We start from the raw sequence: 13,217 nt of genomic DNA on the forward strand, positions 1-13,217 counted from the left end.
TGTCTTTTATTAATTGATCTTTTTATTTTTAAGTTTTTCACGCTGCACCTGTTCAATAGGCAAAATATCAGTGTTTTTAAAAGTCATAGCACTATGCACTGCTTTTAAATCTCTTGCCAATTTTCGAAGTCCCATTGGTTCTAAAGATGCTGCATGGTCAGTTCCTTTCCAGGTTCTGTCAATTGTATAATGGCGTTCAATAACAGGTGCACCTAATGTATATGCTGCAATATCTACCGCAATTCCTAAATGATGTCCTGAAAAACCAATATGTTTAACTTTATCTCCATACTTCTGACTTAGAAAACTGATATCCAGCAAACATACATCTTCAAAAGGAACAGGATATCCTGATGTACAATTGTATAAGACCAGGTCTTTATTTCTATTTTTTTCGACGAAATAATTTACTAAAGTATCTATCTCCTCTTTTGTAGTCATTCCGGTTGATATATGAATTTCTCCCGAATAATTGTCACACAACCACTCCAACATCTCAAAATTATTATTGCAAGCTGAAGGAATTTTGATAAAAGCGGGATTTAGAGACGTAATCTCTTTAGCAGAAGTGGTATCCCAAACAGAAGTAGAATACAGTATCCCGATCTCTTCGCAATATCGCTTTAATTCGGCATGCTGATCGACGTCAAATTCTAAATACTCACGGTGTTCTCCATAGGTATTCCCATAAGAATTCGATGCGTTTGGATGCGGAGCATTGTATTGTTCCGCTGTCAATAATTCTTTGTTATTTCGTTTTTGAAATTTAACTGCGTCAACATTACAAAAAATGGCTGCTATTTTTATCAACTCTTTTGCAATTTCCATATCTCCTTTATGGTTACAGCCTATTTCGGCAATTACAAAAGGCTTCTCAAATTTATTCATATCTATTGTTGTACTTTTTAATAATATCGCATACTTCGCGGATGGCACCTTTTCCGGAATGATGAGACAATACAATATCTGCATTCATTTTCACAATATCTACTGCGTTTGCTGGCGCAAAGGACCACCCGCAACTACAAATATTTGTCAAATCATTTACATCATCTCCCACATAAGCAACGGCCGCAAAACTACTATTTCTGCCCTTAATAAAATGCTTTAAAAAGGAGTATTTATCCTTAACGCCTAAAAAAGTATTTTTAATTTGAAGTTTTTTCATTCTCTGCTCTACCAACTTTGAATTCTCTGAGGTTAATACTACAACCTCAACCCCATTTTGTCTTAAAATTTCGAGCCCCATTCCGTCACGCATATCAAACTTTTTGGCCATTTCACCATCTTTATCGTAATAAACCGAGCCATCTGTAAAAACACCATCTACATCCAGAACTAAATATTCTATTTTTTGATTTTGCTTCAGTGCCTTCTGGCGTCCTATTAAGAGCGTCTCTATACTATTCCAATCGGAAAGGTTGTCTATTTCAATCAAAGTATCCTCAGACATCTCGACCAATCCAATCTTACCGCTTATTCTGTTTTTCTTATCCAAAAAAGCTTCCTTAGTACTGCAATAAACAGCACCATTTTCGATTAGTAAACCTTCAAAATCCTGTCTCCTCGGTCGATTAAAAATATCATAGTTCATTGGTTGACCTTGTTTATTCCAAATAAATCGATGTGTTTTTACAACGCTAATTGCAGAGTCAAAAGACTCATTTGTTATTCGCGCAAGGGCAGTATTAATATCAGCTGTTAAAGTTAACGGAGAAGTCGCCTGAAGCAGGCATATTATGTTATAATTATGATTAATTTTCTCTGAAAACTCTAACATTGCACTCTCTGTTGAGGAAGTATCACTTGCATTTTCTTCGTTGCGCAATAATGGAATTACCTTATTGGTCCAGGTATATTCTTTTTCTATAAAGGCAATGATCTCTAAATCATCAGTAAAAACATATATCTCATCTAAATCAGAAAAAATAGCTTCCGTAAGAACCCATGAAAAAAGAAGACGCCCTACCATTTTCTTTTTATTTTTTCCAACAATTCCTTTCGAACCTTTTCGAAGTGGAATAATTCCTATTTTTTTCATAGCAGATTATATTAATCAATTTATAAAGAATCCATTATTTCTAGTATTCTTAAACTATTTTATGTGTGATGTTTAAAATTTAATTTTTTACTTTTTCAACAGAACTGTATAATTCTATTACCTTTAATCTGTTACTTTCTCTATCGTATCTTTCTTTTATGACATTGATATTATACGAAAAAGCATTTTCTATCATTGCAGGGTTTAAAATTGCCTTTTTTAGTAACTCTTCAATATGCTTAGCATTTAACGCATCTTGAATAAGTAATCCGTTCTGTCCATCGTTTATAAGTTCAGCTGTTGCATTGCCCGGATTAGACTGAATTGGAAAAGCCCCCATCCCCATTGCTTCGATTAAAGAATTGGGCAATCCATCTGACAAACTATTACCAATGTAAATATAACTCTCTCCCATTATTCTCATTAGTTCGTTGTTTTCAATAAACTCGGATCTTAAATAAACTGTGATTTGACTATTGGCAAATCGACTATTATTTTGAATGTAATCTTTAATTTCCAAATCTGCTCCAAATACAACAATGCGATACTCGTTGAGTAATAGCAAAATCTCACTGCTTAAGGCTTTAACTACAGTAATTCCTTTACCAATTTCATTGTTATATCCTTTTATCAAAATTGTTTTTCGGGATGCCGGAGGAATAATTCGTTCCTCTTTAAATTCAAATCCTCCATTACCCGGAAAAACTCCCAGAAATTTGTTTCCGAAGCCTTTTTCTGTAGCAATTTTAAAATCTCTAAAACAATCTGTTATTAAGTAATTGATTCTTTTTAACGTTTTGGACATCAATACGTCTGAGATTCCAATCTGTTCTGAAAAAAACATATCACTGCCCCAGGAGGAATAAACCCATTGGATAGAAGAATATTTTTCCATTACTTCCAAAACTGGCAAACAAGAAAGCTGCATTTCGAAGCTATGTACTAAATCTGGCTTTATTTCCAGCAACTTTTCCTCAAAAATGGTCGCTGTGTTATACTCATTAAACTGTTGTATAAAGTTATAGAAACTACGAAATTTACTTTTTAAAAATTCACGTCCCGGGTAATTCCAACGCAGTTTCCATTCCACAATTTGATTTACCCAACTAATTCTTTCTACCTTTTTTTTACTGTCCAAAACATCAAACCAATAGACTTCATGTCCTGCATTTTCAAGCTGTTCAACCCATCTGAAAAAATGCTGTGAAGCCATTGCAACCATTAGAATCTTCATAACTATAATTTAATTTTTAAATTAATAGTTTGTTCCAATTTTGAATACTCATATTGATAAGGCTGGTTTCTTAAAGAAGAAACGATAGTTAGCAAAATGGTATCGTTAATTATATCAAAGGAAAGAAACTGAAAATGTTTTTTTCCTATTATTCTTTTACATTCATTTTTGAAACTATTGCAAAGTGCATGTTTTTCAATATCAACATTTATCACAACATCTTTTAAGTTTACCAGTGTTCCTGATAAAAATGCTTCAATCTCATTTTTTTCGTTGGTTATTTTCAAGCTGTAATCCGGTTGATTCAAACTAAGATAATCCTGATTTACGGGCAAAATCCCCCAACTAGAATTATGATTTGCTTGAATAACCCTCATTTTTTGTATCTGCTGAATGTACTGATGATTTATTTTTTCAAGTCGACTATGAAAAGGTTCGAGACTATTTTTATTCCGATACGTTTTAGGATGCCATTGATGCAGGATATAGAGATCGTCATTGTAAAAATTGACTTTAACTTTTTTGTTTTGTAGCCGAATATGAACATCTGTATCTTCTGCTCCCCAACCATGATAAAACTCATCATAGCCGTTTATACTTTTTAACATTGCAGTAGCATACAATGTCATTCCTGTTGCTTCTTTACCGGATAAGTGATTTACTTTATATGTCTTAAAAGATTTGCTTTTTTTTGATTCGTCGTGGTCTAAAAAACCAACTTGAAAATAAGTAATTTCATCTTCACTCTTAAGTTCGTTTAATTTTTCAATAAAGTCTTCCCGAAAAATCATATCAATATCTCCAACAAAAAAGTAATCAGTTGTACATTGCAATAAAGCAATGTTTATCGCTCTTGCCTTATTCCAAAGTTGTTTTTTTACGGGGCATGAAATAAGACGCACAAAAGAATACCCCCCTACAAAGCTACATAAAGAAAGCGCATTAGAATCTTCACTTCCATAATCGATTAAAATAACTTCAAAAGAGAGATTAGATTGATCTTTTAGAGAATCCAAACAATTTTGAACTACTCTTAGATCCCGATTCCTATATGTTAATGCTATTGTTATCATTTTAAGATACTTTCATTTCTTGAGATGCTTCATGAAACAAATCAATTTATTTAGCCGCAATAATTTTTTCTAAATCCTTACTCCTGTATCTTTCTCATAGTTCATTTCTTATCCTGAAGATATTTTCCTGATTTCCACTTTCACTTCAATCTCTCCTATCTAAAAAAAAAGTAAAAAACCTTACGACAGCTCTCATTCAGATGTTAAACAGAATAGATTGTTTAGTCTATTCTCTTATATTTCAAAGCCTTTTTTTCAATATAATGCCACGAGAAAAAACCAAATGTTATGGAAATAATCACTGAAACAAACATTAAGGTATAAGTATTCATCTTAAAAAAATACATCAATGTTTGTTGTATCGGAAAACTGTAAATATAAATCCCATAAGATGCATCTCCTGCTTTCCCAAAACCACTTAGAAATTTGACCGGAATAAAACCAATCAATACTACCAAAACAGGGAAAATCATATGTTTTACTGCATCATAATAATTAAAATATAAAGACAGCACTGAAAGTAAACTCACTATAACTAATAATGTTTTTTTATACCTCCAATTTTGAAATTTTAAAGATGCCAGCACACTTCCGGCTATAAAAAAGGCTCCCAGATTAATTACATGTCCCCCTTGAAATCCCATAAGAGAAGATTCCGCAAATCTACTCAAATAAAAATTGTAAAGAATAATGAAAAACACATATACAAATAAAAGTATACTGATATTTAGTTTTTTATTGTTTCTGAAAAAGAAAAGTAAGGCCAGGGCAATATATAGGGTAAATTCATATCTAATCGTCCATAAAGAACCGTTTATAGCATGATATGAATTCGTATCAAATATTCCCTTAATACCAGACTGAAATCCGAACAGCGTAAGATTATAGGGCAAGTATGTAAATACTTCTTTATTTTTTAAAAAAGGCATACTTCCATTATAAACGAAGGGAGCTAAAAGTACCGAAAAAAGTAAAACGAAAAACAGAGCAGGAAAAAGCCTTAAAAATCTCTTTTTGAAGTATTCCTGTAAACTCTTACTTCTTTCCAGACTTTGAAATATAAAGAAACCACTAATCACAAAAAAACCGCTCAAACCTATCTGACCTAAAACAAGTTGTCCATTTGTAATCTCATAAATCCATTGTTTTGTTTCAATACTTCCGGACAATGGAAATGCATGTGAAATGACGACTAAGATTGCGAACAAAAATCGCAAAAAATCAAAATTATTATTTTTAGTCATTAAAGTCTTATCTAGTTTCCGCGAAAGTTCTTTTAAAACTTTTTAGGTTTGTTTGTTATGAATTTTATTAAATAAAAAAAACGCAGAATTATGTACCAAAACTCTATTAGAAAATTTTTCGACAAATTATAAATTCCTCCCAACAAACCCCTCAAAGCATTTCCTAGTGTAATATCCTGATGCCATAATTGATAATTGCCTACAATATCATTTTTAAATCTAAACAATTGTTGTTTTTTTGTTCTTTTAATGTCATAACAAAATATAGATGGTACAAAATCAATTTCGTACCCATTTTTAATTACTCTGGTAGTCCATTCCTTGTCTTCGAAAGTTGCAACATCTTCTTTAAAAGGGTGCTTTTCCCATACTAATTTACTAAAAGCGGAACCTGAAAATATTAAGCCTGATTTATTCGGATCTGTCAGAACTGAAACCTGATTAATATAATTTTTATAATCATTTGGATTATGAAGACATCTTAAGCCTGCTAAATTAGAATTTTGCTCAAATTTTTGCTGAATCAATTCAAAAAAATCATGACTTACCGGATAAGAATGCGCACTGAACAAAACAACAATTGGATATTTTGCTTCTCTGGCACATACATTTGCACTTCCTCCGTAGCTGAAGTTTTTTATTGTAACAAAGCGAGCATCATATTTCGCAACGATTTCTTTACTGTTATCTGTCGATTCATTATCTACAACAATGATTTCAGAGATACTATTGCGATATCGTTCTACTAGATTTCTTAAAGCAAAATCTAACGAAACAGATTGATTTCTAGCTCTAATAACAACTGAAATCATCTTAATATTATTTTTTGTTCCATATTCTCTGAAGTACTCTGTAGGGTTTGTAAATCGCCTTTACTATTTTGTATTCTATTGAATTCTGAATTTTATTTTGACTGTTTTTGAGCATATTCTGCTCAAAAAAAAGTACGATCATACAATTTTCAAAGTCTTCAATATAACACTCTTTGTGTTTTTTAAAGATGTATTCCTTTGTTGTATAAAAATGTTTTTCCAAAGCATCGACTTGTCTGGATTTTTTTGCTTTTCGATAAAAAAACAAAAAATCTTCAACTATTTTATATTTCCAGCCTCTCTTAGTTATGTTAAGCCAAAACTCCCAGTCTTCAAAACCTTCCATATCTTCATCAAAACCGTTAACTTCATGCCAGCATTCTTTTCTAAATAAAGAAGTAACAATTAATTGATTAACATACCTTAAATGCTGGTAATTATCACCATGTGGTTTAAATTCAGTAATGACATTTTCTATATTATTCTTAAAAAAAACACTATAACAGGACACGATCGCTAAGGAAGCATCATTTTCTAATTCCGGAACTAGCTTTTCTAAGTAATCCTTAGCAATTGAGTCGTCGGCATCTAGTGCTACTATAAATTCTCCACTAGCGTTCGAAATCGCATTGTTTCTTGCCGCACTTACTCCTTTATTTTCTTGAAAAAGGTACTTAAATCGAGTGTCTTTTTCTACCCACTTTTGAGCCACAATTTCTGTTTTGTCAGGACTTCCATCATTAATAATAATACATTCCCAATTATAATAGGTTTGATTCAGAACGGAGCGTAAACATTCATCAAGATATTTTGCTTGCTTGTAACAAGGTACTACTATTGAAACTAGTGTATTCATTGTGTAAAACTGATTATAAATCTTCGTGTAAACTTCAAAACGGGAATTGGCGAAAAATTTTCTATATAACATTTAGAAAGTAAGGACCATTCTTTGAAATCTAATTTTCTGCTTTTTTTAATTGAGTCCTCAAGTTGATACAATAGAAATAGACGTTCCTTTTTATTAAACAAATTTAATTTCTTTCTAACGAGATCCATATAGAAAAAAGATGCTGCCAATCTCTTCTCGGCTATATTAAAAGTACTTCCGGATAAACTCTCCTCCGAAACTCTTATTTTAACACTACTTTCATTAATCGTAAATATGATTTTACCTTCGGAAAATTCCAGAAGAGCCATATCATCACTATGCCATGCCAAAGGGTAGTAAGTGAATTTATACGTTACATAAACTTCTTTTTTAAAAATATACTCAGATAAAGAACTTCTTGTTTTTCCAGAAAATTTGCGGCAAAAAAAATCAGTCGCTTTCTCATACTTTGGATGCTTATAAACCTTCGACAGTATCTTATCTTCAGCATCAATCAATTTTGTAGCGTATCTTATAACGTTACTTTGACAAGTACTTACTTCCTCCAAACTACTATAAAATTCTTCTACAAAATTAGGTTCCAACACATCATCATCCCCCAATATCATAACCCACTCTTCATCTTCAACAAGTGCTATACAGCGTTCCCAGTGCTGTATTAATGATGCCCCTCCTAAATTATTGTCAAACAAATGATAGACGAAATCGATCTTATTTCTGTATTGTTCTAAAAGTAATGATGGATCTTCAGGACTAGCGTCATTTCCTATATATACTTTGAATCTTTTATCGGTCTGATCTGATAATGATTTTAATGTCTCTTTAAAAAAAATGAGTTTATAATAGGGTATAACTATAGCCAGCATTTATTTTTTGTTTATTTTTCCAAAAATCGTAAACCCAAAAAAAGTTTTGCAAAACAAATCAAGTACAAATTTTTCGCTATTTAATTTTATAGAAAATGACTGTCTTTCCTTTTGTAAATTATTATTTAACATTACAAAAGACCCTAAATGTTCTACAAAAAAATCGGCATGCTTTATACTTAAATAATTGAAGAGTTTTTCTTTTATAGTAGCGTCGAGTTTTTTTTGTCTTGACACTAATTTTATTCTGTAGTAAAAACCGACCGTACTCAAGCACAAGACATTTCCGCCATTTTTTAAAAGTGATATCCAAAATTCCCAATCCTCAAGACCTTCCAGCATTGTATTGTCATACCCGCCAGTTAGTTCCCAATCTGTTTTTCGATATATTGCCGAGCAAAAAATCATATTGTCTAATGCCAATTTTTTAAGTGAAAATGGTATCAGATTCCAGATTCCAGATTCATCTCCAAATTTTTCTGCTTTACAGTAAACAAGTTTTAATGATTCATCATTTTCAAATGCTTCTACAGCTTGTTTTATGTAATCTTTAGCGATTTTATCATCTCCGTCAAGTGGCAGAATAAATTTACCGGTGCTGTTTGTAATACCTAAATTCCTGGCACTACTTACTCCTTTATTTTTCTGATAATAGTATTTAAATCTTTGGTCTTTAGCAATCCATTCTTCTGCAATTTCTTCTGCGTTATCGGGGCTTCCATCATTTATTACAATACATTCCCAGTTTTCATACGTCTGGTCTGAAACAGATTGTAAGGCTTCATTTAAATATTGAGCCTGATTATAACATGGAACTACTATAGAAATTATTGGCTCTTTCATTCTTTACTATAGCATATTATTGATTTCACAAGTAATTTAATTTCATGCCACGTTTTTAATTTAATGGCTCCTTTCTTTGAAATTTTCAAATATTGCAAATAAACTGTTGGTGAATATTTTTCTCTTTCTAAAAAGTAATCTTTAAATATATTGCTCTTAATCTCCAGCAGATACTCTTCAAAACCTGTTTTTTCAAAAAAAGTTATCTGATTCGCTAAAAGCAATTCATTTTTTAAATCTTCAAACTGCATTATTTCTTTAAACGAAACTAATTCTCTGCGTGATATTATCTTCTTTAAAAAATTTCGGGTTTGATCATTTATTTCAAAACCAACATTAGTCAAAAAATTAACTTTAATCTCTAGTGCGATATTTATTTGTTGTTCGTTTCTTTTATGAGACACTTGTGAGTTATGAACCCTATAATTAAGTAAAACTTCTTGCAAGTTGTGTAGCTTCCCTACAACTAACAATCGTGTCCACATATCATAATCTTCAGCTGGTTCTTTTTTTGTATCATAAATTAACGAAAAATTATTCAAGCAACTTTTTCTCATCATTACTGTTGGATGTCCTATGCAACAATCTTTAAGCATTGCCAATTTTATATCATCATGATACTCAGGTACAGTAATAATAGTATCCGTTCCAATTATTTTAAATGCTGTCCCGCAAAGAACGGTCTCCTGGTTTTTGTCTAAAAAAGCAACTTGTTTCGCAAAGCGTTCAGGAAAACTTATATCATCACCATCCATTCTGGCAATATATTCTCCTTTGGCGATACTTAATCCGTAATTTAAGCTATTAGTGTAACCCGAGTTCTGGGGTTTTACTATTAATTGTATTCTTGAATCTTTATATTTTTTTATAATTGATACCGTTGAGTCTGAAGAAGCATCATCAATTATTATAAACTCAAAATCTGAAAAAGTCTGATTCAAAATACTATCTATTGCTTCCTTTATAAAAGATTCGCAATTGTATACAGGCATCAAAACTGTGATTTTAGGAGTAATAGAGATAATCATTCTTATTTTGAAAGTATTTCTTCTACGGTTTTTATATTTTTTGCAATATCTCTATTATCCACAACATTTTGAAATTGTCTGTCTGAAATTGACTTTGCAATTTTTTCATCATACAAAATAGCCTTACTTGCTTCAACAAATAACAATACATCTTTATAATGCGGATAAACAACATCCAACTTATTTATCTGACCATTCTCTCCTACGAAAAAGTCCCAAAAAATCTGGGGGGTACCTGTTAAGCAAGCATCTAACCCGGCATATCCGCCAGGAATATTATTATAGCCCTGAAACCATATTAAATCCAATTTTTCATCTAAAATTGTCTGTTTCATGTCAGACTGATGTCCTCTAAAATATACTTTATCCTTAAGTCCAAGGTGATTAATGTAACGATCATATTCTGCTTGTTTAAAATCTCCAATTCCAAATATATGTAATTCAACATTTACACCCTGACTTATCAATATTTGATAAGCATATAAAAATGGATCTAATGGTTTATCTTTATGTAACCTCGTAAAAATCCCGATTCTTTTTATTTCATTATTATCCTTAAAATTCCATTTTTTGTATATATCAGAGATGTTCAGACTTAATGGCATATGTTGATAAGTATAATCTTTGAAACCCTGAAACTCAAATTCTACTTGTTCTAAATCATCAAATACACTAATAAAAGAATACTTGTTGTCCTTACTGAAGTTCCTGTAATTTTCCGATTGAAATCGGAAACACATTACAAAAATAATTACTGTCTGAAAGAAATCATGCGGTATAAAAGTCGCTAAATATTGATATACATATTCCCCCATAAAGACAACCTTATCAAAATCATTTAATAAAGCTGCTACACTTTTATTATTCTTTAAGCTAGTCTTTTTTTTAAAAAAACTCCTTGATACTTTATTTAAAACTTTATAAGCCAATGATTTATTGGGCTTGTTAAAGTAATCATCCAAAAAAATAACTTTCGATCCAAGTTCTAAGTGTTTTTCGTAAAAATAATCCGTCAGATCTGCTCTTGTATTTAATGGTGTTAAACTTAAAATAGTAATATCAAATTTACTCCTGTCCAACGAAGTATCAAACTCGTACATTTCCCGTTGAGCTCCGTTATGATAAAAATCTGAAACTAAAAATATTATTTTAATCTTGTTCATTCTTAATCGTACTAATTATTAATTCAATATCCGTAGTCGATAATTCATAATACATTGGCAATCGCAATAAATTCTCTGAATAGTAATTACTCCACATTAAATCTTCACCTGAATGCTTATTTTTATAAAAAGGGCTTTTATGTAAGCTCAAATAATGAAAAACTGAAAGAATGTTTTTATTTTTTAGTCGTTTTATACAGTTTGCTCTTTTTTCTGTTGAGTCAAAAACCAAATAGAACATATGAGCATTATTTGTAGCAAAGTCTGGTATTTGTGGTAATTTAAAATTACAATTTGCTGTAATTTCTTTTAACCCCTCAAAATACTGCAACCAATTTTTTTTTCTTTTATCCTGAATAATTTTTAAATGCTCAATCTGCGCCCATAAAAATGCGGAAATAATTTCTGAGGGTAAAAAAGAAGATCCAATATCAACCCAACCGTACTTGTCAACTTCTCCTTTAAAAAAGGCTGTTCTATTTGTTCCTTTCTCCCAAATTATTTCTGCCCGGTCTGCAAATTTCATATCATTAATAACCAACATCCCGCCTTCTCCTGAAATTATATTTTTAGTTTCATGAAAAGAGAAAGCTGCTAAATGTCCTATAGAACCCAATGCCTTTTTTATCCCATTTCTAAAAGTATAGAAACTATCAATAGCTTGCGCAGCATCTTCTATAACAAATAAATTATAGCGATTTGCTAAATCCAAAATAGCTTCCATATCGCAAGCAATTCCTGCATAATGCACTACAACAATTGCTTTAGTTTTGGGCGTTATTAAAGATTCTATTCTTTCCACGTCAATATTAGGATTTATGGGACTAGAATCTGCAAAGATTATCTTCGCTCCTCTTAAGACAAATGCATTTGCTGTAGAAACAAAAGTATAGGATGGAATAATAACTTCATCATCAGGCTTAGTATCTATCAAAATAGCAGCCATTTCAAGAGCATCTGTACATGAAGTTGTTAACAAACATTTATTAAAACCATAATTTTCCTCAAAAAATTGCTGACACAATTTAGTGTATTTACCGTTCCCAGATATTTTACCTGAAGCCACTGCATCTGTTATATAATATGTTTCTTTGCCTGATAGATAAGGCTTATTAAACGGAATGCTCATGACATTTTAACTCTAAGCAAATTGAACCGTACTTCTTCTCTAGAATCAAGATAAATAGCTTTTTCTATTTTTAGAATTCCTTCTCCGCAAATTACTAGTGGCTTATTCTCTGAAATCTGAAAAATTTTCCCCGGCACACGATTTATAATTTTTAAATCTTGTGTTTCTGTCACCTCTAAAATTTTTATTTCTTTACCATCATAAATTGTTGAAGCAAAATTATACGGAAAACCTACAGCATTAACAAATCTTTCAATTCTGGATGAGCTCTCACTCCAATTAATTCTATAATCATCATTATTTCTCCATAAACTATAAGTAGCTTCGTTTTCATCCTGAACTCTTCGTGATAGATCCTTATTAATATAATTAATTATAATCTTATACATTAATATTGAATACAACTCACTAACATAATCAATAGCTTTTTCAATTTTTATTGGATACTTAATCTCTATAATTTCCTGACCAACAATATCCCCTGAATCCATTTTTTCATTTGCTATTAATGCAGTTACTCCGATCTCAGTATCCCCCTCTATTAATGCAGTTACCAGAGGATTGAACCCTCTATATTTTGGCAGCAATGCGTCATGAAAAACAATAATCTTATTTAAGTTTTCGTGCATTAGCCATCTCCAGCCAACGGCAAAAATTATATCAACATTACTATCATCTTCAAAAAAACTTCTTTCAAAAAATTTTATATTATTTCTGGAACATAGATCATATATATCTTTAAAATAATCCTCTAGAATAGAGCTGTCTCTAGAACAAACAACATATTTTATATCAAAATTGCCTTTTTTTTCTAATATAAAATCCAAGCTTTTAAATCCTTTTTTTCCCATTAAAAAAAGGCCAATATTACAAATACTACTCATTATTTAGCGTT

General features: G+C 31.1%; 13 protein-coding genes. All 13 read right to left on the reverse strand.

The features are described 5' to 3' along the window. Window positions 1-9 precede the first annotated feature (9 nt). A complete protein-coding gene (locus OGZ34_RS01470) occupies window positions 10-888 on the reverse strand; it encodes an N-acetylneuraminate synthase family protein (protein WP_263361940.1) in 879 nt (292 codons plus the stop codon). Next, window positions 881-2,041 (reverse strand): acylneuraminate cytidylyltransferase, encoded by a 1,161-nt coding sequence (locus OGZ34_RS01475; protein WP_263361941.1) that lies wholly within the window; start codon window positions 2,039-2,041, stop codon window positions 881-883. The genes OGZ34_RS01470 and OGZ34_RS01475 overlap by 8 nt, the downstream gene beginning before the upstream one ends. A gap of 79 nt (window positions 2,042-2,120) precedes the next feature. After that, a complete protein-coding gene (locus OGZ34_RS01480) occupies window positions 2,121-3,275 on the reverse strand; it encodes a glycosyltransferase (protein WP_263361942.1) in 1,155 nt (384 codons plus the stop codon). A gap of 2 nt (window positions 3,276-3,277) precedes the next feature. Continuing rightward, window positions 3,278-4,348 carry a glycosyltransferase family 2 protein gene (locus tag OGZ34_RS01485; protein ID WP_263361943.1) on the reverse strand — a complete coding sequence of 357 codons (1,071 nt, stop codon included), beginning with the start codon at window positions 4,346-4,348 and terminating at the stop codon, window positions 3,278-3,280. 221 nt (window positions 4,349-4,569) lie between these two features. Beyond that, window positions 4,570-5,592, reverse strand: a complete 1,023-nt coding sequence (locus OGZ34_RS01490; RefSeq protein WP_263361944.1) for an acyltransferase family protein — start codon at window positions 5,590-5,592, stop codon at window positions 4,570-4,572. Between the two features lie 32 nt (window positions 5,593-5,624). Continuing rightward, the gene (locus tag OGZ34_RS01495) at window positions 5,625-6,404 is read right to left on the reverse strand and encodes a glycosyltransferase (protein ID WP_173968250.1); all 780 of its coding nucleotides are present in this window, start codon (window positions 6,402-6,404) and stop codon (window positions 5,625-5,627) included. A gap of 7 nt (window positions 6,405-6,411) precedes the next feature. After that, window positions 6,412-7,260, reverse strand: a complete 849-nt coding sequence (locus OGZ34_RS01500; protein WP_173968249.1) for a glycosyltransferase family 2 protein — start codon at window positions 7,258-7,260, stop codon at window positions 6,412-6,414. After that, complete coding sequence (locus OGZ34_RS01505) at window positions 7,257-8,159, reverse strand: glycosyltransferase family A protein (RefSeq protein WP_263361945.1); 903 nt, start codon at window positions 8,157-8,159, stop codon at window positions 7,257-7,259. The genes OGZ34_RS01500 and OGZ34_RS01505 overlap by 4 nt, the downstream gene beginning before the upstream one ends. Then, window positions 8,160-9,002 carry a glycosyltransferase family 2 protein gene (locus OGZ34_RS01510; protein WP_263361946.1) on the reverse strand — a complete coding sequence of 281 codons (843 nt, stop codon included), beginning with the start codon at window positions 9,000-9,002 and terminating at the stop codon, window positions 8,160-8,162. Further along, complete coding sequence (locus OGZ34_RS01515) at window positions 8,999-10,030, reverse strand: glycosyltransferase family 2 protein (protein WP_173968246.1); 1,032 nt, start codon at window positions 10,028-10,030, stop codon at window positions 8,999-9,001. Before OGZ34_RS01515 ends, OGZ34_RS01510 begins: the two co-directional genes overlap by 4 nt. A 2-nt stretch (window positions 10,031-10,032) precedes the next feature. Beyond that, the gene (locus OGZ34_RS01520; RefSeq protein WP_263361947.1) at window positions 10,033-11,193 is read right to left on the reverse strand and encodes a glycosyltransferase family protein; all 1,161 of its coding nucleotides are present in this window, start codon (window positions 11,191-11,193) and stop codon (window positions 10,033-10,035) included. Further along, on the reverse strand, window positions 11,180-12,322 hold the full coding sequence (gene rffA, locus OGZ34_RS01525; RefSeq protein ID WP_263361948.1) for a dTDP-4-amino-4,6-dideoxygalactose transaminase: 1,143 nt from the start codon (window positions 12,320-12,322) through the stop codon (window positions 11,180-11,182). Before rffA ends, OGZ34_RS01520 begins: the two co-directional genes overlap by 14 nt. Continuing rightward, window positions 12,319-13,206, reverse strand: a complete 888-nt coding sequence (locus OGZ34_RS01530) for a methionyl-tRNA formyltransferase (RefSeq protein ID WP_263361949.1) — start codon at window positions 13,204-13,206, stop codon at window positions 12,319-12,321. Before OGZ34_RS01530 ends, rffA begins: the two co-directional genes overlap by 4 nt. Window positions 13,207-13,217 lie beyond the last annotated feature (11 nt).

Source organism: Flavobacterium collinsii (assembly GCF_946903285.1).
GTDB classification, from domain to species: domain Bacteria; phylum Bacteroidota; class Bacteroidia; order Flavobacteriales; family Flavobacteriaceae; genus Flavobacterium; species Flavobacterium collinsii.